General features: G+C 69.2%; 18 protein-coding genes, 1 tRNA gene and 1 pseudogene. 13 read left to right on the top strand and 7 right to left on the bottom strand.

The window, feature by feature from the left end; genetic code table 11:
• Positions 1-422: 422 nt before the first annotated feature.
• Together ACX25U_RS21035 and ACX25U_RS21030 are read right to left on the bottom strand one after the other, a co-directional pair.
• Complete coding sequence (locus ACX25U_RS21035; protein WP_454382265.1) at positions 423-1,421, bottom strand: sigma-70 family RNA polymerase sigma factor; 999 nt, start codon at positions 1,419-1,421, stop codon at positions 423-425.
• Between the two features lie 434 nt (positions 1,422-1,855).
• Positions 1,856-2,647 (bottom strand): dioxygenase family protein, encoded by a 792-nt coding sequence (locus tag ACX25U_RS21030; protein WP_454382263.1) that lies wholly within the window; start codon positions 2,645-2,647, stop codon positions 1,856-1,858.
• A gap of 120 nt (positions 2,648-2,767) precedes the next feature.
• On the opposite strand from ACX25U_RS21030, the gene ACX25U_RS21025 reads away from it, so the two are divergent.
• From ACX25U_RS21025 to ACX25U_RS20990, 8 genes are all read left to right on the top strand, one after another.
• Entirely contained in the window at positions 2,768-3,295 is a 528-nt protein-coding gene (locus ACX25U_RS21025) for a MarR family winged helix-turn-helix transcriptional regulator (protein WP_454382261.1), read from the top strand.
• Between the two features lie 437 nt (positions 3,296-3,732).
• The gene (locus tag ACX25U_RS21020) at positions 3,733-5,019 is read left to right on the top strand and encodes a M6 family metalloprotease domain-containing protein (protein ID WP_454382259.1); all 1,287 of its coding nucleotides are present in this window, start codon (positions 3,733-3,735) and stop codon (positions 5,017-5,019) included.
• Positions 5,020-5,108: 89 nt separating this feature from the next.
• On the top strand, positions 5,109-6,707 hold the full coding sequence (locus ACX25U_RS21015) for an IclR family transcriptional regulator domain-containing protein (RefSeq protein WP_454382258.1): 1,599 nt from the start codon (positions 5,109-5,111) through the stop codon (positions 6,705-6,707).
• Between the two features lie 56 nt (positions 6,708-6,763).
• Positions 6,764-6,836 (top strand) — tRNA-Arg (locus ACX25U_RS21010).
• Positions 6,837-6,949: 113 nt separating this feature from the next.
• The gene (locus tag ACX25U_RS21005) at positions 6,950-7,297 is read left to right on the top strand and encodes a hypothetical protein (RefSeq protein ID WP_454382256.1); all 348 of its coding nucleotides are present in this window, start codon (positions 6,950-6,952) and stop codon (positions 7,295-7,297) included.
• A 462-nt stretch (positions 7,298-7,759) separates the two neighbouring features.
• A complete protein-coding gene (locus ACX25U_RS21000) occupies positions 7,760-8,248 on the top strand; it encodes a hypothetical protein (RefSeq protein ID WP_454382255.1) in 489 nt (162 codons plus the stop codon).
• Positions 8,249-8,591: 343 nt separating this feature from the next.
• On the top strand, positions 8,592-9,539 hold the full coding sequence (locus ACX25U_RS20995) for a PDR/VanB family oxidoreductase (protein WP_454394405.1): 948 nt from the start codon (positions 8,592-8,594) through the stop codon (positions 9,537-9,539).
• Positions 9,540-9,586: 47 nt separating this feature from the next.
• The gene (locus ACX25U_RS20990; RefSeq protein WP_454382254.1) at positions 9,587-10,885 is read left to right on the top strand and encodes a cytochrome P450; all 1,299 of its coding nucleotides are present in this window, start codon (positions 9,587-9,589) and stop codon (positions 10,883-10,885) included.
• Between the two features lie 104 nt (positions 10,886-10,989).
• On the opposite strand, the pseudogene ACX25U_RS20985 reads toward ACX25U_RS20990, so the two are convergent.
• The 3 genes and pseudogenes from ACX25U_RS20985 to ACX25U_RS20975 all read right to left on the bottom strand — a co-directional run.
• A pseudogene (locus tag ACX25U_RS20985) lies at positions 10,990-11,583 on the bottom strand (transposase); the annotation flags it as partial.
• Positions 11,584-11,658: 75 nt separating this feature from the next.
• The gene (locus ACX25U_RS20980; protein ID WP_454382252.1) at positions 11,659-11,787 is read right to left on the bottom strand and encodes a hypothetical protein; all 129 of its coding nucleotides are present in this window, start codon (positions 11,785-11,787) and stop codon (positions 11,659-11,661) included.
• A gap of 180 nt (positions 11,788-11,967) precedes the next feature.
• Positions 11,968-13,206 (bottom strand): tyrosine-type recombinase/integrase, encoded by a 1,239-nt coding sequence (locus tag ACX25U_RS20975; RefSeq protein WP_454382251.1) that lies wholly within the window; start codon positions 13,204-13,206, stop codon positions 11,968-11,970.
• A 441-nt stretch (positions 13,207-13,647) separates the two neighbouring features.
• Between ACX25U_RS20975 and ACX25U_RS20970 the strand changes: the two genes are divergently transcribed.
• From ACX25U_RS20970 to ACX25U_RS20955, 4 genes are all read left to right on the top strand, one after another.
• A complete protein-coding gene (locus ACX25U_RS20970; RefSeq protein ID WP_454382249.1) occupies positions 13,648-13,869 on the top strand; it encodes a helix-turn-helix transcriptional regulator in 222 nt (73 codons plus the stop codon).
• Positions 13,870-14,473: 604 nt separating this feature from the next.
• Positions 14,474-15,703 (top strand): DUF3631 domain-containing protein, encoded by a 1,230-nt coding sequence (locus ACX25U_RS20965; protein ID WP_454382247.1) that lies wholly within the window; start codon positions 14,474-14,476, stop codon positions 15,701-15,703.
• Between the two features lie 189 nt (positions 15,704-15,892).
• Positions 15,893-16,516: a MobC family plasmid mobilization relaxosome protein gene (locus ACX25U_RS20960; RefSeq protein WP_454382246.1), complete on the top strand. Its 624-nt coding sequence runs from the start codon at positions 15,893-15,895 to the stop codon at positions 16,514-16,516.
• Complete coding sequence (locus tag ACX25U_RS20955) at positions 16,513-18,213, top strand: relaxase/mobilization nuclease domain-containing protein (protein ID WP_454382245.1); 1,701 nt, start codon at positions 16,513-16,515, stop codon at positions 18,211-18,213. The genes ACX25U_RS20960 and ACX25U_RS20955 overlap by 4 nt, the downstream gene beginning before the upstream one ends.
• Here the strand turns inward: ACX25U_RS20955 and ACX25U_RS20950 are convergent, their stop codons facing one another.
• Both ACX25U_RS20950 and ACX25U_RS20945 read right to left on the bottom strand, forming a co-directional pair.
• A complete protein-coding gene (locus ACX25U_RS20950) occupies positions 18,214-18,759 on the bottom strand; it encodes a flavoprotein (protein WP_454382244.1) in 546 nt (181 codons plus the stop codon).
• Complete coding sequence (locus ACX25U_RS20945) at positions 18,756-20,027, bottom strand: helix-turn-helix domain-containing protein (RefSeq protein ID WP_454394403.1); 1,272 nt, start codon at positions 20,025-20,027, stop codon at positions 18,756-18,758. The genes ACX25U_RS20950 and ACX25U_RS20945 overlap by 4 nt, the downstream gene beginning before the upstream one ends.
• A 176-nt stretch (positions 20,028-20,203) precedes the next feature.
• On the opposite strand from ACX25U_RS20945, the gene ACX25U_RS20940 reads away from it, so the two are divergent.
• Entirely contained in the window at positions 20,204-20,641 is a 438-nt protein-coding gene (locus ACX25U_RS20940; RefSeq protein WP_454382243.1) for an ATP-binding protein, read from the top strand.
• The last annotated feature ends 1 nt before the right edge of the window (position 20,642 follow it).

The following is a 20,642-nucleotide window of genomic DNA, read 5'->3' as shown; positions in this document are numbered from 1 at the left end:
CCCCTGTGGCACAATCTGCCCTCTGGGTGGGCCACCCCGGGGTTCAGGTCCGGGGTGGCCCACCTCTCCGGCGGGCCCGGACAGAAGAGGAGCCGGGCCCCGGCGCCCGGGGGGTGAGGCGCCGAAGCCCGGCTCAGGGAGAGTCCCGGCGCCGGGGGGGAGTGCGTCGGGACGTGGCTCGGGACGTCAGTACGTGCTCAGGACAGACATCAGCTCAGAACGGACATCGACTCAGGGCGGATATCAGTACGCGTTCGGATCATCAGTACGTCTCGGGGGAGCCGGAGCCGGCCCGAGGACCGAACTCCTGGGCTCTGAAAGGTTGTTCCCACGACCCCGCCGTTTGAAGCGACGGTACACGGCCATGTTTGCGCGGTCTTTCGCCACCGGGCGTACGCGGTCGGCGGGTACGGTCGCTCGCGTCACGCCGCCGCGTCGAAGCCGGTGTCGCGGGCCAGCTTCTTCAGCTCCAGCAGCGCGTGCTTCTCGATCTGACGGATGCGTTCGCGGGTGAGACCGTGCTCCTTGCCGACCTCGGTCAGCGTGCGTTCCCGGCCGTCCTCGATGCCGTACCGCATCTTGATGATGGACGCCGTGCGCTGGTCGAGGCGGCCGATGAGGTCGTCGAGCTCCTCGCTGCGCAGCAGGGTCAGCACCGACTGCTCGGGCGACACCGCGGAGGTGTCCTCCAGGAGGTCGCCGAACTGGGTCTCGCCCTCGTCGTCCACCGACATGTTCAGCGAGACCGGGTCACGGGCCCAGTCCAGGACGTCCGTCACCCGCTCGGGCGTCGAGCCGAGCTCCGCGGCGATCTCCGCGGGCTCCGGGTCGCGACCGTGCTCCCGGTTGAACTCGCGCTGGACGCGGCGGATACGGCCCAGCTCCTCCACCAGGTGGACGGGCAGCCGGATCGTACGGGACTGGTCCGCGATGGAGCGCGTGATCGCCTGACGTATCCACCAGGTGGCGTACGTCGAGAACTTGAAGCCCTTGCGGTAGTCGAACTTCTCCACCGCGCGCACCAGGCCGGCGTTGCCCTCCTGGATCAGGTCCAGCAGGGGCAGGCCGCTGCGCGGATAGCGGCGGGCGACGGCGACGACCAGGCGCAGATTGGAGCGGATGAAGACGTCCTTGGCCCGCTCGCCCTGGGCGACCAGGGCCTCGAGCTCCTCGCGGGTGGCGTCCGTCGTGGACTCCTCATGCCCGTCGAGGATCTGCCGTGCGAACACACCCGCCTCAATGATCTGGGACAGCTCGACTTCCTTGGCGGCGTCGAGCAGCGGTGTACGCGCGATCTCGTCGAGGTACATGCCGACCAGGTCGCGATCGGCGATCTCGCCGCCATGGGCGCGAACACTGCTTGCCGCGTCGGCCGTCTCGCCGGTGGCGGACTTGCGACGGGCGACGGCACGGGTTGCCATGCGTGCTCCCTTGCGATGGTGGGTCAGCGGGTGGTCCTTGGGACGCTTGGCACTCTCTTCGGAGCCTTGAGAACTCTCCTCGGGTGCCCCGCATCCGATGGAAACAACGACTGGAATCCGGACAGAATTCCCAACCCGCCCCCCAATTTTCTGATCATGCAGTATCCTGTCGCGCCGCAGCCGCCCGACGTCTCCGCCGACGGCCACGTAACCGCAGGTCAGGGCGGAGCCGGGAACTCCCCGGGGACCTCACGGCCCCCTCGGTGGCGCCGGGAATGAGACTCCCCTCACACCGATGGCGCAGTACGTCGCCCTCGACCGCCTCCCACACCTATGGACGGGCCGGACCGCCGGAAGGTTGCCGCAAACCCGGACTCTCGGGGAATTCCCAGACTCTCCACACCCTCGTCTTACGCAGCGGAGGCGCACATGTTTCAGCCGAACTGAACGGACCTCTTCGCCAGCCCCATCCAGAAGCCGTCGATCACCGACTTCTGCGTGTCCAGCTCGCCGCCGGCCTCCGCCGCGCCCATGGTCACGAACAGCGGGGCGAAGTGCTCGGTGCGCGGGTGGGCGTACCGGCCGGCCGGGGCCTTGTCGAGGAAGTCCAGCAGGGCGTCGAAGTCACGGGTCTCCAGTGCGCGCCGGCCCCAGTCGTCGAACTCCGCGGACCAGCTGGGGGTGCCGCTGCCGGCGTACCGCAGCGCGGCCAGGTTGTGGGTGAAGAAGCCGGAGCCGACGATCAGTACGCCCTCGTCGCGCAGCGGCGCGAGCCTGCGGCCGATGTCCATGAGCCGGACCGGGTCGAGGGTCGGCATGGACACCTGCAGCACGGGGATGTCGGCCGCGGGGAACATCTCGACGAGCGGCACGTAGGCGCCGTGGTCGAGGCCGCGGTCGGGGACGTCCTGCACGGGCATGCCGGGGGCGCGCAGCAACTTCCGCACGCTGTCGGCGAGTTCGGGTGCGCCGGGGGCGGCGTACTTCACCTGGTAGTAGTGCTCGGGGAAGCCCCAGAAGTCGTAGACGAGCGGGACGGTCTCGGTGGCGCCGAGGGCCAGCGGGGCCTCCTCCCAGTGTGCGGAGACCACGAGGATCGCCTTGGGGCGGGGCAGGTCGGCGGACCAGGCGGCGAGCTGGCCGGGCCAGACCGGGTCGTCCGCGAGCGGCGGGGCGCCGTGGCTGAGATAGAGGGCGGGCATGCGCTCTGAGGTGGCGGCGGACATGGCGGCTACTCCCTCCGACTTGGTGTTGCTCGGGATCGGTTTACTTGAAGTCTAAAGCTCTGCCTCAAGACTACGGCAAATTTGTTTAACTTTCAATGAGAAGTCTCGTACAGTGGATGCATGAACACGGCACCCGCACCCGCACCCGAGCCCGCCTCCGCCGAAACCCACCGCTGGCTCACCGCCGAGGAGCAGCGCGTCTGGCGTTCCTACCTGCACGCCACCACCCTCCTCGAGGACCACCTCGACCGCCAGCTGCAGCGCGACGCGGGCATGCCGCACATCTACTACGGCCTCCTCGTCAAGCTCGCCGAGGCCCCGAACCGCCGACTGCGGATGACCGAGCTGGCCATGGACGCCAAGATCACCCGCTCCCGCCTCTCGCACGCGATCGCCCGCCTGGAGACGAACGGCTGGGTGCGCCGCGAGGACTGCCCCTCCGACAAGCGGGGCCAGTTCGCGGTGCTGACCGACCAGGGCATGGACGTGCTGCGGCGCACCGCGCCGGGCCATGTGGCCGCCGTACGCCAGGCGCTGTTCGACCGGCTCAGCCCCGAACAGCAGAAGTCCCTCGGCGAGATCATGCAGATCGTCGCCGAGGGACTCCAGCCGAACGAGGCGGGTGCGGACCTGCCCTGGCTCCGCTGAGGCACGTACCGCTCATTGGGCGACGACGGGCACCGCCACCTCGTCCTCCGCACCCTCACCGGCACCGGACCCGGCCACCGCGCTGTGCCGGACCACGGTCCGGTCCTACTCGCGCTCCACAGGCTGTCACCGCCGGTCCGGCGGCCTGTTCGACGTCGACTGCGGCGTTGCGGTCCCGGTCGTGGACCGTACCGCGACGGGACGGGGCTCCGGTTGTCTCGCACCCGTCCCGAGTTTTCCCGTGCCTGAGTCACATCCGTCCCGTCGCGAATCCTGCGCGACCCGAACCGCACCCACCCGGCCGCATCCGTTCCCACGACCGGACGAGGTGTCCCACGACCGGACGGCTCCAACGCGCGCCGACCGCCCCCGCGACACAGGGTGATCGCAAGGGTGCAGCCGGAAACCGGTGGCTGCCTGGCGCGAAGGGTCCATGTATGCAGCCGCAGCCGCCCCGCCACCCGATACGCAAGCGCCGTGCGGCCGCCCTCGCCTCCGTCACGGTGCTGACCCTCGCGGTCAGCACCTCCGCGGGGACCGGGCACCTCACGGCGGGCGTCACGGGGACCGGGCCCGGACCGGCCGGCCTGCCCCTCTCCCCCGCTCTCGCCCCCTGCATGATCAGCGGCGCCACCACCGTACAGATGTCGGAGGGCGTCCCCACCAACGGCGGCTACGCACGCTCCACCGGCACCGTGCACGCCCTGACCCTGATGGTCGACTTCTCCGACGCGCCCGGCGTGGGCAGCGCGCTCGACCGCTTCCACGAGTTCTTCCCACAGACCCGGGAGTGGTTCCGCGCCGCCTCCTACGGCCGCCTGGACTACCGTCCGGAGACCCCGATACGCGAGTGGCTGCGCATGCCGAAACCGTTCGGGAAGTACGGTGTGGAGCGCGGCGCCCCGTTCGACCCCGGCTACCGTCAACTGATCAAGGACATAGCGGCGGCCGCCGGCCCGGAAGTGGACTTCCGGGACTACGACCTGGTCAACGTGCTGATGACCCCGAACGCGGGCCCCTCCGCCCTGGACACGGTCCTGTCGGTGACCTTCGCCGGCAACACGGAGGCACCCGTCGCCAACGGCGTCGCCATCGCCAACGTCTCCTTCATCTACTCCCGCCAGGACGACGGCTCCGGTTCCTACGACACCACCGGCTACCGCGTCCTGCCCCACGAGAACGGCCACGTCTTCGGCCTGCCCGACCTCTACACCCAGGAGGGCGGGGGCGCTGTCGGCCACTGGGACATCATGAGCGAGGACTGGGGCGCCAACAACGACTTCCTCGGCTGGCACAAGTGGAAACTGGGCTGGCTGGACGCGAGCCAGGTGAGCTGCGCGGCCAAGCGCGGCTCCGCCGAGTACACCCTCACCCCGCTGACGCGCGCGGGCGGCCCCAAACTCGTCTTCGTCCCCCTCGACGGACGTACCGGCTACGCCCTCGAACTGCGCACCCGCGGGGGCAACGACGAGGCGGTGTGCCGGCCGGGCATCCTGATGTACAAGGTCGACGCGGAGGTCGACACCGGCCACGGCCCGATCACGGTCTACGACGCCCACCCCAACTCCGACGGCTGCACGCGCAGCCCCAACATCCAGACGGAACTCTCCGACGCGACCTTCGCACCGGGCCAGACGTTCAAGGACCCCAAGGCACACATACGCATCGACGTGACGTCGGCGGATCTGGAGGGGAACTACCGGGTGCGGGTGACGAGGCAGTGATGCGGCGGTGACGGCCCGCGAGCCGCGCGAGGGGACGGGACTACCGTAGGCCTGCTACATCCACCGTCCCGTACGGGAGAACCGAACCGATGCCCGCCACGCCCGTGACGCCCGCGAACACGACGACGAACGCCGCTGAGGCCGCCGGCGCCGCCCCCGCCGAGGCGGTCGCCCCGCTGATGCGGGGCGTAGCGGTGCTGCGGCAGCTCACGCAGGCCGGGGGGACACTGAGCCCGAGCGCCCTGGAGCGCGCCACGGGCCTCGCCCGCTCGACGGTGGACCGCATCACGGCGACGCTCGCACGCATGGGCTACGTCCGCCTCGACGACCGGGACGTCGTCCTCACCCCCCGCCTGATGGAGTTGGGCAACGCCTACCTGGCCGCCCTCCGTCTACCCGCCCTGCTCGCCGCGCGCGCCGACGCGCTCGCCGACGAACTGGACGAGTCGGTGTCCCTGGCGGTCGGCGACCGGGACGGCATCCGCTTCATCCACCAGGCGACCCGCCGCCGCGCCATGTCCCTGAGCTTCCGCATCGGCGACCTGCTCCCCGCCGAACGCACCGCGCCGGGCGCGCTGTTCGCGACGGAGTGGACGGACGAGGACTGGCGTCGCTGGCACAAGCGCCGCTCGGCCGACCCGGAGGACAGGGACTTTCCGGCAGTACCACCGAGACCGCCACTGCCGGCGGACGACTTCGCGGAGCGGACCGCTCAAGCGGGCCGGGAGGGCTGGTCGTTGGACGACCAGCTGATCGAGCCGGGTCTGGTGGCGGTCTCGGTCCCCGTACGGGACCCGGCCACGGAACGGATCGCCTGCGTGGCGAACGTGGTGAGCCACACCAGCCGCCACACCGCGCAGGACCTGCGTACGACGCTGCTGCCCCGCCTGCGGGAAACGGTCACGACCATGGAAGGCGACCTGCGCGACACCCCACCCCCCGCGCCGCCCGCACCCCCCTCCGGCCTGGCTACGTGGACGGCCACGTCGAAACAGGAACTGGGCCGTGACTTCATCGAATCCCTGGCCCGCGGCCTGACGGTCCTGACGGCCTTCGACGAGGGCAGACCGGCCCTGACCCTGGCGGAGGTGGCGAAGGCGACGGGCCTGGCCAGGGCGACGGCCCGCAGGGCACTGATCACCTACGAGCACCTGGGCCTGGTGACCCAGTCCCCCGACACCCGCACGTTCACCCTCACCCCGCGGGTCCTGTCCCTGGGCTTCCCGCCCCTCTCCCGCACCTCACTCCCCCGGATCGCCCAACCGCACCTGGAGGACCTGGCCTCCCGCGTCAACGAGTCGACGTCGCTGGCGGTCCTGACCCCGTCCGGCGAGGAGATCCAGTACACCGCCCGCGCGGCGGCGAGCCGCATCATGAGCGTCGACATCACGGTGGGCACCCGCGTTCCGGCCCACGCGACGGCCCTGGGCCAAGCGCTGCTGGACGCGGGGGCCCAGGCCTACGCCCTGATGGACGAGGAACTGGAACAGGGTCTGCGCTCGATGGCGGTCCCCATCCGAGACCGCACGGGCACAGCGATCGCCGCGGCGAACATCGCCATGCACGCGGCCGGCCACACCCGCGAGGAGTGCATCGACCACCTCCTCCCCGCCCTGCGACAGGCAGCCGAGTCGATCGAAGCAGACCTCCACATGGCCTCCCGCTTCACCCACGTCCCCCTTACCTGACCCCGCCCGCCCTCAATCCGGTACGCTGACGCCTGTGACCCCCAGGGTCACGATCCGCCTTCGTAGCTCAGGGGATAGAGCACCGCTCTCCTAAAGCGGGTGTCGCAGGTTCGAATCCTGCCGGGGGCACAGAGAAACACCTGGTCAGAGGCCCTTCCGTCCGACGGACGGGAGGGCCTTCGTACTCGCAGCACACATATGGCACACATGCGGCTGCGGGCAGAGGTGGGGAGCTGTGCGAGATGCCCGCGAAGAACGAGCTGTCCCGGCGCCGGTACGAGAAGTTGGTCGACCGGCTGGAGTCGTTGATGCGGGCCGCTCTGAAGCCGCAGTACGAGGGGTATCTCGGGCAGCTGGTCCTGGGCAGCGACGACCTCGCGGAGATGGGCGGCCTCAAGGACGTTCGGCAGGCGGCGCGCGAGGCCGGGCAGCGTCTGGGCTGGAAGACCGCCACTCGCCTCGTCGGTGGCCGGCTCTTCGTGCTCGACGAGCGGTCAGTGCCTGAGCACATCGAGGCGCTGGCCGAGGACGAGACCGCAGCCGCGATGGACCGGGCCTGGCGGGATGGCCGACGACCGAGGCTGCTCTGACCCGGAAAGACCGGAAGGCCGCCCCCACCGGTTCAACCTGAATCCACCGCGTGAATTCTGATCACGGGTGTCGGGCGGGTTCAGGGTGATCTTTTGGGTGTGGGCAGCGGTGATCGCCGGGTGGCCGTCCGCTGCGGGGTCTCCGAGGCCTTTCGGGTCGTGGGTGGGCAGGGCGGTCGCACAGGTCAGGTGGCCATGCGCTGCCCGGTCGCCGTCCACAGGTCGGCGTCCTGCCGACGCCAGTGCCGGGGCAGGTGGAGGGTGAGGCGGCGGGCGCCGGTGGCGATCCGGGCAGGGCCGTTGATCAGGTGGCGGCGGATGGTGCCGGTCCGGGCTCTTGCGTGGAAGACGGAGGCGAGGTGGCCGACGGCCCGGGTGAGGTTGTAGGCGGTGGCGGCCGGGGTGAGCCAGGCTGGGGGTATCCCCTCTGGGGGAGTTCGCGGTGAACTTCCCCGACGGCAGATGGGCGAGCGCGGAGTCCTCCAGGTCGGCGAAGACCTGCTCGATAACGGCGTGTTCGCGGTGCATGGATTCGGCCTGGACGAGGACGAACGGGCTGCCGGTGAAGATGACGTGGTGGCGCCAGAGGCCGAACAGCTCGGCCTGCCCGGCGGGCACGCTCCTTGCATTCAGCCGCTTCACGCGGCGCACGATCAGCCGGGCGGTGGCGTGGAACCGCTTCTTCTTGCTGGTGAACGCGGTGAACGGGACTTCGTCGATCTCGGCGTCGGAGACCCAGCGTTCCTTCTCGGGGTCCCAGACAGCGGCGGCGTACTTGATCGGCGTCCAGGCGTCCTCGGCGATGCGGGCGATCGCGTCGCGGATCGTCTTCGTGACCGCGACCGCCAGAGAGGAGGCGGCGGCCGCGCGGCAGACCGCCACGGCCTTGTGGGAGAAGAACGCCGAGTCCGCGCGGACGACGAAGTGGCCCGCACGTTAACACTCGCGTGATAGATAGTCTATAGATCAAATATATAATCCTGGATTCACAGTCGGTAGGCGTTTCACCTCACGATTCCGGCCGGACGTTGGCCGCTCGCGTCGACGGGGCAGGTCGGGACTGGCGAAGATCCTTGGACAATATATGAACGAGGGCTAGATTATTCATGCTTACTTGCCTGACACTTTGTTGGTCCCCTCAGGGCTGAGCGCACCGGCCGGTCCTGGGACCGTGACATCAGCAAGGAGCGAAGTGACCGACCTGGATGAGGCCGCGCCTGGGCCAGCCCCTCGGCATCACACGCCGCGGCACAGACCCTGATGCAGCAGATGGAGAGGAGCAACCATGGAACCGTTGTCCACGGAACATCCGGCCCTTGTGATCACCCGGGTCGCCACGGAGGTCGACGGAATCATCTCCATCACATTCGAGGCCGATGACGGCAGCGAGCTCCCCGCATGGGAGCCCGGCGCTCACATCGACGTGCAGTTGCCATCCGGGCTGTCGCGGCAGTACTCCCTCTGCGGCAGCCCCGCCGACCGCCGCAGCTACACCATCGCGGTGCTGGAGGAGGTCGATGGACGTGGCGGTTCGCGTGAGTTGCATGCTGTTGCCCAGGTCGGTGCCCGGCTGGGGGTTCGAGTTCCGCGCAACAACTTCCCGCTCGAGCCTGCTGAGTCGTATCTCTTCCTCGCCGGGGGGATCGGCATTACTCCGATCCTGCCGATGGTCGCCGCCGTGGATCGAGCAGGGGCGAACTGGCATCTGGTGTACGGCGGTCGGCGTCGCGCCACCATGGCGTTCCGCGACGTTCTGTCCCGGTACGGGGACCGCGTAGATCTGTGGCCCGAGGATGAGCGTGGTCGACCTGACCTTTCGGCGCTGATGGGCGCTGCCCGCCCCGGAACCTTGGTGTACACGTGCGGCCCGACCGGCATGATCGACGCGGTCGCTACCGAGCACGCGCGCCACGCGTACCTGCCCCCTCTGCGGCTCGAGCGGTTCTGCGCGGCGGGGCCCGTGGACACGACTGGTGACGCCTTCGAGGTGACCTTGGCTCGCTCGGGTCAAACGGTTCACGTGGGCCCAGGAACCACGATCCTCGACGCTGTCCGGCAGGTGCTTCCCGATGTTCCGCACTCATGCGAAGAGGGCTACTGCGGGGAGTGCGAGGCCCGGGTTCTCGAGGGCGAGCCTGACCATCGCGACGACTACCTCATGCCTCACGAGCAGGAGGCCGGCGACCGGATGATGGTGTGCGTCAGCCGGTGCAAAGGCCGCCGCCTCGTGCTCGACCTCTAGTTCGCCTGTTCCTCCCCGCCCATCACAACACACAGAGAGGCACGTTCATGACCGCCACCGCTGATGCCACCGGCACCCATCTGATCCCGGACGAGATCGCAAAGGCAGCGGTCCTGCCGGACTCCTATCTCGACGTCGAAGGGATCGTCTATCCGGCCTATGCGTGGCTTCGCGCCAATCGGCCGGTAGGACTCGCCCGACTCGACGGATACGACCCGGTCTGGTTGGTAAGCAAGTACGCAGACATAGTCACCGTCGAGCGGCGAACGGATGTATTCTCGGTCACTCAGCATCAGAATACCTACAACACACAGGATTCAGATGCCTTCATGTACTCGTTGACCGGCGGGTCCCGCCCTATCGACGACCTTACCCACATGGACCCGCCCGAGCACACCAAGGTTCGGAATGTAGTCGGTCCTCAATTCACACCCCGGCACATCGCCCGCCTTGAACTACAGATCCGCGAGCATGCTCGCGCCGCCGTCAAGCGGCTTCTAACGATCGACGGCGAGTTGAACCTCGTCGAACAGCTCTCGAAGTATCCGCTCCATGTGATCATGACTCTCCTCGGCGTGCCCGAGGAGGACGAGCCGCTGATGCTCAAACTGACTCAAGAGTTCTTTGGCGCATCGGACGAGGAACTCAACGCGCGCGGCAATGCCGACCCGGAGACCGCCGCAGCCGCCTTCATGGAGTCGGCGATGGCCTTCAACTCCTACTTCAACGAACTCAGCGCCAAGCGTCGGGCCAAGCCGGCCGATGACTTGGCGACCCTCATCGCGAACAGCCGGATCGACGGCGAACCGATCAGCGACGGCTACGCCAACGGCTGGTATATCGCAGTCGCTGCCGGCGGCCACGACACGACTACCTCCTCGATTCTGCATGGTCTCCACCAACTGGCGCTTCACCCTGACCTGCTCGACGAAGTCCGCAGTGACTTGAGCCTGATCCCAGGCCTTGTAGAGGAGAGCTTCCGGTGGGCCACGCCAGCCAAACATTTTCTGCGTACCGCCAAGGAGGACATCGAGCTTGGTGGCGCGCCGGTAAAGAAGGGGGACCGAGTGATGGTCCTGTGGGCCTCCGGCAACCGCGATGAGGAAGTTTTTCAGAACCCGGACACCTTCGACATCAGGCGTACCACTCGACACCTCGCTTTCGGCTCCGGCATCCATACTTGCGTCGGGATGCACCTTGCCAAGCTTGAAATGCGGGTCCTGTTCGAGGAGCTAATCCCGCAGATGAAGCGCCTTGAGATCGTCGGCGAGCCGACCATGGTGCGAACCAACTTCGTCGGTGGCTTCAAGAGCCTACCGGTGCAGGTCACGGGCTCCGCGAGCTGAGATCTTGACCGGGACCGCATCGCGCGGTCCCGGTCGATCTCGGCATCGGAGACCCAGCGTTCCTCCTCAGGGTCCCAGACAGCGGCGGCGTACTTGATCGGCGTCCAGGCGTCCTCGGCGATGCGGGCGATCGCGTCGCGGATCGTCTTCGTGACCGCGACCGCCAGAGAGGAGGCGGCGGCCGCGCGGCAGACCGCCACGGCCTTGTGGGAGAAGAACGCCGAGTCCGCGCGGACGACGATCCGGGCGGTGACGCCCATCGCCCGCACCGTGGCCAGGGCCTCACGCAGCAGACTCGCCGCTCCCCTGCCGGAGCCCGCCGAGCCCTTGCGCAGCCGCGTGGCGACGATCACGGGTGCGCAGGTCGACGTCTTGACGGTGACGATCTGGAAGTGCAGGCCGCGCTGCCTGGTGTAGCCGAAGGAGGCGACCTGCTTGGCGGGCCCGTAGACCTGCTTGACCTTGGAGTCGATGTCCACGAACACCACCTCGTCCCGCTTGGGAACCACACCGGTGTGCGCGGCCAGCGCGCAGGTGAACGCCCGTACAGCGGACTCGAGTTGACGCACGTTTCCCCAGGTGAAGGCGCGCAGGAACGTGCCCAGCGTGGACGGAACCCGCACCCCGCCGAACACGCGGGGCAGGCCACCGTGGCGCAGCACATCCAGCTCCTCGCTCCTGTCCGCCCCGGCGACCATGCCGCCCACGATGGACAGGGCCTTCGCGCCGGCTGCCGTCCCGGCGCCGTTGGCCGCGCCGGTGAGCTTCACCTTCTAGGCCACCAAGGCGGGCAGCCCGCACCGCTCGGCCAGCCGGATCGTCGGGACCAGCCCGGCATGCGCGATCAGGTCCGGGTCGTCGAACGCGGCGAACAGCGTCGCCGGGCTGTGGGAGACTTTCACTTACGAGGTGCCTTGCTTCGTGGGACCGATGAGGGCGTAGGAACTCCCATCACCCCAGCTCAGCGGGCACCTCTTCTCATTCCGTCGCCCACAGACCGACTACCGCGCGGTGGATCCAGGCTCAATACCAGTGACGGCGGCCCCCTCTGTTGCCGTTTCTCGGCACGGATCAAACCCACATCACGCCGAGTCCTCCTCCAGGGCGGCCACTGCCTCGGCGGCCTGGCGGGCCTTCCGCTCGGCCTTCTCCAGCCTGGTCTTCGCCTTGGCCAACTGCTTGGCACGCCGCTTGTGCATCTTCTTCGAGACCTCGTCGAGACGGTCCGGGAAAAGGTGCCCGTACGTGTCCAGGGTCAGCGTCGCCGACTTGTGGCCCAGCATCGTCTGGACGACGTTGACGTCCGCACCGCTGGCGATGGCGAGCGAGGCGGCCGTGTGGCGCAGTTTGTGCGGGGTGACCTTGAGGTGCCCCAGTCCGGCTTTCACGACCGCCGGCGCGAAGAGCCGCTGGCGGAAGTTGCGGGCCCGCAGCGGCCCGCCCTGCGGGGCGGTGAACAGGAGCTCGCCCTCGTCCCGCCCCTCGACGTGGGACTTCAACTCCTCCGCCAGGAATCTCGGGATCGGTACGGACCGGCGTTCGTGGTTCTTGGGGGTGTCGAGGTAGAGCTTGCCGTTGTCCTCGACGTACGCCTCGACGATGTGGGCACGGCAGGCGTCGAGGTCGACGCGTCCCACCTTCAGCGCGGACGCCTCGCCCCAGCGCAGACCCGTGTAGGCCAGCAGCAGGATGAACACCCGGTAGGCGCCCGCCGCGTCGGCGAGTGCGTCCACCTGTAGGTCGTCGAGGTAGACGTGGTCGGCGGGGGCTGCCTTCGGGAGGGGCACTCCGACGGCCGGGTTGACGGCCAGACGGCGGGACTGGACCGCGTAGCCGAGGACCCGGCTGAGGACGACGTACGCCTTCCGCACCGAGCGAGGGCTGAGCTTCCTGCCACCGGTCACCTCGCCGGACAGCATGTCGCCCAGCCACTCGGCGACGTCCTCGAAGTGGATGAGGTCCAGGGACGTCGTTCCCCACCGCGGGATCACATGGACATCGAGAACCCCCCGATAGCGATTGCGCGTCGAGCGCTTGAGGTGGATCTGGGCGGCCAGCCAGGAGTCGGCGACCTCGGCGAACTTCACGCGCCCGGCGGCCGGGTCCCGATAGGAGCCGTCGGTGAGCCGGGACTCCAGCCTGGTCCGCTCGGCCTCGGCGTCGGCCTTGCGGGCCACGGTCTTCATCTTCGGCTTGCCGTCGGGACCGTACCAGCGCACGCGGTAGCGGCCGGGCGGCGTACGGCCCGCCTTCCTGGCCGCCGCCACGGCTTGCGCGTACGCCGCGTGCCCGTTGCGGTCCTCTATCCAGACGCGCGCCATCAGGCTCCTTCCTCCACGCCGAGAACGGGACGGCTTTCTGGCGGTTCCATTTGCATGCGGTCAGCAGCCATGACACATAGCTGTAGCTTGGCTTGAGCGAGCTTGGCAAGAGTTGGTTCTTAAACTTTATAGAAGTCGCAGATCCACGTCTCTCATCAGCCCATGGGCGGCTATTTTGCGCGCCCCGATTTCCATGCTATGTTCCCCGCCCCTCCGGGCCAGGCTGAGCGACGATAGCGCTCGAACCCACTCCTGCCTGCGCGTTTGCCGATGTCGCCGGGCCGCCGCGGCGGCACCTTCGGAGGGGTCGGAAAACGACACATCTCTTTTGGTCGACCGGCGATCCGCCTTTACAGTTATCGGGCCCTGACACCCACGCCGGAGGTCTGGGCGAATTCGACCGTAGCCGCTCTGTGAAACCTGCTCGAATAGGAGAGCTTTTTGCCCGACCGCCTGGATCGATCCCCTGCCCGTGAACGCGGCGCGCTCGCGTCTCCCGCCGATGTGGCGGCCTATCTCGGGGTGCCGGTGAAGACGCTGTACCAGTGGAAGTACCGGGGCACCGGCCCGGCGCCACTGAAGGTCGGCCGGCATCTGCGCTACCGCTGGCGTGATGTAGACGCCTGGCTCGACCGGCAGTCGCCGTACGGCCTGACGGCATGACCGCGCGGCGACAGAACGGCCCTCGGCACGTCAACGCCGAGGGCCGCAGATCCCTCGACTGATCGCCTGTCCTTGAACGACGACTCGGTGGGGCAGGACCTTGCCCTCCTGCCCCACCGGGAGAGGAACGCCTATGGAGGACTCTACGTCCCCCACCACGAACACCGGTCCCCAGATCGCCTGGCCCGCGGTCGCCGTCCCGGGGCAGGGAACGTCCCCGGCCCGTACACCCCAGACGGAGACACTGTCCCCGGAGGTGGGGACCGGCCGTTCTTCTGCTGCGGATCAACGTGGGGACCGTCGCACCGAGGACGCGGGGACGGAGCACGGTCCCCGAGATGAGTTCGGTCCCCGGTCCCCCGACGGCGGGGACCGTCCCCGTCCGTGGTCCCCGCAACTCGGGGACCGGAAAGCACCAGACAGCGGAAACTCACTGGTAGGCGGCCCGGGGACCGGGGACCGAGACGACGGTCCCCAGGGGACCGCCGCGGGGACCGGTCTCCACAGTGCTGAGGCGACGGTCCCCGGTCCCCGGCCTTCGCCGGGGACCGCCGCTAGGCCGGGGACCGGGGAACCCGGATCGGGGACCGAGCGGGCGGGGACTGTGCCCCCCGTCGACGGCTCGGGGACCGGGAATCGAGAGGGGACCGGTCCCTGTGCGTCGGGAGACGGGGCCGCGGTTCTGGACGAGTTGCGGGCGGCGATTGGCCGGTACGTGGTACTGCCGAGCGAGGAAGCGCTGACTGCGGTGACCTTGTGGGTGGCGGCCACGCACATCCAGTCCGTTCTCCAGCACGCACCACGGCTCGCCGTGGTGGGACCAACGAAGGGGTGCGGCAAGTCCCGTCTGCTTGACGTGCTCCACGAGACGGTGCACAGGCCGATGATGACGGTGAACACCTCTCCTGCCGTGGTCTTCCGCGTCATCGGGAAGAACCCACCCACGCTGCTGGTGGACGAGGCGGACACCATCTTCGGCCCGAAGGCCGGCGACAAGGAGGACCTGCGCGGCCTGCTGAACGCCGGCCACCAGCGTAACCGTCCCGCCTGGCGGATCTCCGGACCGGAGCAGAAGCCGACCTCGTTCCCCACCTTCGCCATGGCTGCCCTGGCCGGCATTGGCGACCTGCCCGACACGATCATGGATCGCGCCGTGGTGCTGCGTATGCAGAAGCGCAAGCCCAGTGAGCAAATCACACCGTTCCGCTCGCGCTACTCGGTCCCCGAACTGAACGCCGTGCGCGACCGACTGGCTGCCTGGTTGACCCCGCTGCGGGGGACGGCAGCCGGGCTGGTGCCACAGATGCCGGTCGAGGACCGGACCGCGGACACCTGGGAGCCCTTGGTGACCGTGGCCGACCTGGCTGGCAGCCACTGGCCGGACCAGGCCCGGGCAGCCTGCCTGGCCATGACCCGCAGCGAAGTCCTCCAGGACGAGCAGACCACCCTCAAGACACGGTTGCTGCGGGACATCCGCCGCGTCTTCGACACGGAAGGCACAGAGGTCCTGCGCACCCAGGACGTGCTCGCCGCGCTCGTCCAGGACGCCGAGGCCCCATGGGCCGAGTACGGCACCAACGGCCTCAACGCCTACCACCTCGGCAACCTACTGCGGGACTTCGGCATCAGCTCCGCCAACCACCGCTTCGACAACGGCCGTCAGGCCAAGGCGTACACGCGGAACAGATTCCTCGACGCCTGGGCCCGCTACTGTCCAGAACCCACCGAGCCCGCGCCCGGGCACCAGCCACGACGCACGGCCTCCGCGACTCCCACGGGAAGCCTGCCCATCGGTCCGCCAGGCGGCCCTGCCCGGCCCGCACGCGCCCGCTGACCCACCCGGCCAGGCATCCGTCCAGCTCCGTCGCGTCCGTCCCCGCGCAGGTCAACGCGGGGACGGACGTCGCTGCCGGGACGGACCTCTCCGTACCAGCATCCGCGTCCGTACCGGGTGTGACCAGCCACGCGACGGATGCAACGGACGCACCACAGACCACTGCCGCACGCGATCGGAGGCACCACCATGCCCGACAGGCACACCGATACGAGTCCCACCCACCGGGCAGCAAGGTATGCCGCTGGACCGTCCAAGGTCGGATCCAACGGCGATGCCTCCGCCCCGGGGGTGGCGAAGGATCTCGGGCACCAGGGGGCGCCCGAGAGGGAAGAGTCCGTCGACACCACCGCCGTAACGCTGCTGCGTGCCGCCGAAGCCGCCGCGCTGCACCGTGTCGCCCGCCGCCGCAAGCCCGACCCGAACGGCCAGCGCAAGGAGCGTGTCGACGCCCGCTACAGCATCGACGAGAAGAAGGACATCCTCCGCATGGCCCGGTCGCTGAACATCGCCGGCGCCCACTACGTCGGCGCCGTCGTCATGGCCCACGTCCACGGCGACCTCGCCCTTCCCGGCCAGCGCACCCCGCTCGACGACTACATCGACGAGCTGACCGCCCTCCGTGGCGAGGTCGCCAAGATCGGCCACAACATCAACCAGATCGCCAAGAAGCTCAACTCCGGCGGCCATCCACACCCTGGGGATACCACTGTCCTGGCCCAGGCCGAACGCACCCTGACAACGGTCGGCGCCACGATCCGCCACATCGCCACAGCCGCGAACCAGGCCGTCACCAAGAAGGCAGCCCGATGATCGCGAAGATCAGCAGCGGCAAGGACACCGCCGGACTGATCCGCTACCTTTTCGACACCAAGAAGGCCAAGGACCACACCGACCCGCACCTGGTCGCCTCCTGGGACGGCTTCGCCCCCGACCCCGGCCGCACCGACGACTTCGACGCCACCAAGAAGCTCCTCGTGGCCGATCTCGACCTGCACGTCAAGCAAGCCAAGCGACTGGGCCGTGCCCCCGAGAAGCACGTGTGGCACTGCTCGATCCGGGCCGCCGAGACCGACCGCCACCTCAGCGACGAGGAGTGGGCCGACATCGCCCGCAGGGTGGTCGCGGCCACGGGCATCGCGCCGGATGGCGACGCGGACGGCTGTCGGTGGGTCGCCGTCCGGCACGCTCCGGACCACATCCACATCGCCGCCACCAAGGTTCGGGCGGATCTGCGCACCGCACGCCACTGGAACGACTACCTCACCGCCGACCGCGAACTGGCAGCGATCGAGAAGGAGTACGGCCTGCTCCAGGTCGTGCGCGGTGACCGCACCGCCGCCAAGCGCCCCACCCGCGCCGAGCAGGAGAAGGCTCGCCGCAATGGACAGGAGACGACCGCCCGCGAACGGCTGCGCACCACAGTGCGCACGGCTGTGGCCGCCGCCTCCAGCATCGAGGAGTTCGTCCACCTGCTCAGCCACACCGACGGCGTCCTCGTCGAGGTCGTGCACTTCCCCTCCGGCGATATACGTGGCTACAAGGTCGCTGCCAAAGACACCATCACCGCCGACAAGAAGCCCGTCTGGTTCTCCGGTTCCGAACTCGCCCCAGACCTGTCCCTCCCCAAAATCCAGAAGCGCCTGGAGAGCATCGACCCGCACTCCGCTGGGCAGCCGGGCCGACGCAGGTCCAACCCCTGGCACCAGGCCACCGCTTCCACGGAGCGCATCCCCCGCCACCTCGACCAGGCCGACGACAAAGCCTCCCAGGCCCACCTCGCCGCCTTCGGTGAAGCCCTCGACGCCCTCCCCCTCCTCGCGCCACGAGCTCTCCGTCCCCAACTCCGAGAGGCAGCAACCACGTTTGAACGCGCCACCCGCTCCCGCATCCGGGCCGAACATCATCACGCTCGCGCCCTGCGCAGTGCCGTCCGCGCGATGCTCCACGAGCCCGCCTCCAGAGACGGAGCCGTCCTGGCGATGTTCCTGGACACCGCGATCCTCGTCGTCATCGCCGCCGCCCGCTGGCACCGGCTCCGCCACCACGACCAGCAAGTCGCCGCCGCCCACCAGACCCTGCTCCATCTCCAGGCCGCGTACGAGGAGGCAGCAGCCGCACCACTGGCTGCTCTCGCCCAGCGTCGACCGCCCCAGCATGCCGTGGAGCGGCACGTCCGCTGCGTGCGTCAGGCCGTGCCGGAGCACGCTGAGCGGGTCATTGACGACCCCGCCTTCGATGCCCTCATCGCTGTCCTCGCCGAGGCCGAATCAGCTGGCCACGACTCGGAACAGCTCCTCCGGCAAGCCGCCGACCAGCGTGCCCTGGATGACGCCCGCTCCCTCGCAAGAACCCTGGCCTGGCGTATGCGGCGCCTCAGCGCAAGGCCGGCGCCCAGTGCACGAGCCCACGCAGCACAGGCCCGCAGCGCAGCACAGCGCTCCAACGCTCCGGTCCACGCGGCAGCCGCCGTCCCGGCCCCGCAGTCGCCACGCACACCGCGGCGCTGATCACGACCCCACGGACAGCCTGGGGGCAAGCAGCTCCAGCACTTCCTCCCAGCGGTAGCGGTCGGCCCCGCCGCCGGCCTTCGGCCGGTGAGGCTCGTACGAGCCGATCAGGACGCCCATCTCTCGCAGCCGGTCCAGGCTCTGGTGGTATGCGGGGTGGGCGGCCTGGGCGGAGTTCAGGTAGGGCAGCACGGCAACCGGGACGTTCATGGCGGGCGCTTCGCACAGGATCCCCAGGGCGAGATTGTCGGAGATCCCGGCGGCCCACTTGTTGACCGTGTTGAAGGTGGCCGGGGCGACCGCGATCGCATCCGCGGGCCGAGTCGGGCGTGGTTCACCCGGTGATCGCCAGGCCGAGCGGATGGGGCGGCCGGTCTGGGCCTCGACCGCCTCCGCGTCAAGGAAGCCGAGTCCTTGTGGGGTGGTGATGACGCCGACGTCCCAGCGCCGCTCCTGTGCGGCGGTGATCAGCCGGCCGACGTCGGCGGCGACCCCGGCCGCGCAGACCACGATCTGGAGGAACGGCTTGCCGTGCTGATCACTCACGCGGGCACTCCCAGTTGGCGGCTGAAGTGGTGCAGCTCGGGCAGTGCCCGGCGGCGGTCGCGGGCTGCCATGTCGGCGACCAGTTCGCGTACGGCCGGGCGGCGGACGTCCTGTGCCGCGCAGCTCTCGGCGATGCGCAGGGCCTGGTAGCCGTCGGCGAGTCTGCCCTGCTGACTGTAGGCGCGGGCGGCCTCCACCCAGAGCGCGGCCCGGCGCTCGGGCACGGGAATGTGCCGCCGCATGAGGGGCCGTGCGGTTTGCAGAGCGATGCCGGCGTCGCCGAAGGAGACGGCTGCGCTGACCTCGTGCAGGGCGACGTTGGTGGGGCTGAAGTTCGCCCAGGCGTCCGGCCGGTCGAAGGCGACGTAGCGAGCCACCTCCTGGGCCTCGGTGAGGAAGTCCTGGGTGGTGTCGCGGTCGCCGTTCCTGCTGGCGGCAGTCGCCCCGCGGAGCAACAGCAGGCCGACCGCTGCCAGGTACCGGGGCGAGCGCTGGTCGTAGGAACCGGTGAGCTGGTCGACGGTGTGGCGGACCATGTTCACCGCCTGGGCGGTGTGCTTCTCCCGCACGAGAACGTGGGCGTGCACGCGAACACTGGCAGCGAGGACGACAGGGTCTCCGGACCGTTCCGCCTCGGCCATGGCCCGACCGGCCGCGAGCCAGGCGTTGCCCTGGTCAGCTCGCTTCAGCAACAGGCTCACCGACGTCTGGTAGGCGGTCGCGAGCAACCCGGACGCCTCCGCCGAGCCGGATGAGCCGCCAGCGGCCTGGCGCAGGTCGGCGATCAGACCCGGCAGGGTCTGCTCCAGCTCCGCGTAGTCGCACATGCAGAACATCCGGCGTACGGCCCGTGCCCGCTCCCGCAGCTCGTCGATGCCCGAGGAATGCCCGGTGGCGGCGGGACTCGTACCCGGCAGCAGGACCTGAATCAGGTCGTGATGTGCTGCGGTGGACGACGGTGGAGCCGCGAGCGCGGCGACGCTCGCGGCAAGGAAGGTACGGCGGTGCATGTCCTCTGTTCCGGGGTCGGCGGGGCTGGCATCGGGGGCGGCGGCGAGGCCGAGGCGTTGCGGTGGAATATCCAGTACCTGCGCGATCTCGCGCAGCACGCGTACGTCCTCCGTGCCCCTGCCGCTCTCCAGGCGGCTCACCTTCGACTGGTGATACCCCAGTGCGACGGCGACGTCCTTCTGCGAGCGCCGCTGTAACACGCGTGCCTGACGGATCACTTCGCCGATCCGCCTCGCTTCACTCTGTGCGTCGGCCATCTGTGCCACGGCCCCTCCTGCCGTCGCCGATCCTGCCTGCTCAACGGAGCGTAGCCGAGCGGTGATTGCCCGCGATGCAGCTCCTGCATAAGTGATGCAGCCCCAGCACACAGCGTGGCCCCGCCTGCCTTCGGAGCGGTTGCGTGGAGCAGCCGCACCGATCCAGGAGGCAACTCGTGAAAGCGCACCAGTTCACTCTCTCCGTACCCGCCACACCGACTGCGGTCACCGCCGCCCGGCACCAGGCCGTGGACGAGATAGAGGGCTGGGATGCGGGGCTCACCACCGGGGTGGTGCACACCGCCGAGCTTGTGATCAGTGAGTTCGTCACGAATGCGGTCCGGTACGCCGGCGCCGACCCGGTCTCCCTGTCCGTCCGCCTCGACGAGGACGCATTGCGGATCGAGGTCTGCGACGCCTGCCCGCTGCTACCCCAGCCAGGTCTCCCGGACCCGTACAGCGAGAGCGGTCGGGGCCTGTTCCTCGTCGCCGTTCTCACCGACCGGTACGGCGCTGAGCCGACGGCGATCGGAAAGCGCTGCTGGGCCGAGATCGATCTGCCCACCAGCCCGGACCAAGAGGTCGCCTTCTCCCTTCCCCTGCAAAGGAGTTGAT

The sequence above is a fragment of the Streptomyces sp. JNUCC 63 genome (genome assembly GCF_054366325.1).
The sequence above is the reverse complement of the archived record's forward strand: the minus strand, read 5'-3'. Positions and strand labels throughout refer to the sequence as shown.

What these genes read in the sequence shown, in the direction of transcription:
- ACX25U_RS21035 (WP_454382265.1), bottom strand. Translation starts at nt 1,421, where the DNA reads ATGGCAACCCGTGCCGTCGCCCGTCGCAAGTCCGCCACCGGCGAGACG.
- ACX25U_RS21030 (WP_454382263.1), bottom strand. Translation starts at nt 2,647, where the DNA reads ATGTCCGCCGCCACCTCAGAGCGCATGCCCGCCCTCTATCTCAGCCAC.
- ACX25U_RS21025 (WP_454382261.1), top strand. Translation starts at nt 2,768, where the DNA reads ATGAACACGGCACCCGCACCCGCACCCGAGCCCGCCTCCGCCGAAACC.
- ACX25U_RS21020 (WP_454382259.1), top strand. Translation starts at nt 3,733, where the DNA reads ATGCAGCCGCAGCCGCCCCGCCACCCGATACGCAAGCGCCGTGCGGCC.
- ACX25U_RS21015 (WP_454382258.1), top strand. Translation starts at nt 5,109, where the DNA reads ATGCCCGCCACGCCCGTGACGCCCGCGAACACGACGACGAACGCCGCT.
- ACX25U_RS21005 (WP_454382256.1), top strand. Translation starts at nt 6,950, where the DNA reads ATGCCCGCGAAGAACGAGCTGTCCCGGCGCCGGTACGAGAAGTTGGTC.
- ACX25U_RS21000 (WP_454382255.1), top strand. Translation starts at nt 7,760, where the DNA reads ATGGGCGAGCGCGGAGTCCTCCAGGTCGGCGAAGACCTGCTCGATAAC.
- ACX25U_RS20990 (WP_454382254.1), top strand. Translation starts at nt 9,587, where the DNA reads ATGACCGCCACCGCTGATGCCACCGGCACCCATCTGATCCCGGACGAG.
- ACX25U_RS20975 (WP_454382251.1), bottom strand. Translation starts at nt 13,206, where the DNA reads ATGGCGCGCGTCTGGATAGAGGACCGCAACGGGCACGCGGCGTACGCG.
- ACX25U_RS20960 (WP_454382246.1), top strand. Translation starts at nt 15,893, where the DNA reads ATGCCCGACAGGCACACCGATACGAGTCCCACCCACCGGGCAGCAAGG.
- ACX25U_RS20955 (WP_454382245.1), top strand. Translation starts at nt 16,513, where the DNA reads ATGATCGCGAAGATCAGCAGCGGCAAGGACACCGCCGGACTGATCCGC.
- ACX25U_RS20945 (WP_454394403.1), bottom strand. Translation starts at nt 20,027, where the DNA reads ATGGCCGACGCACAGAGTGAAGCGAGGCGGATCGGCGAAGTGATCCGT.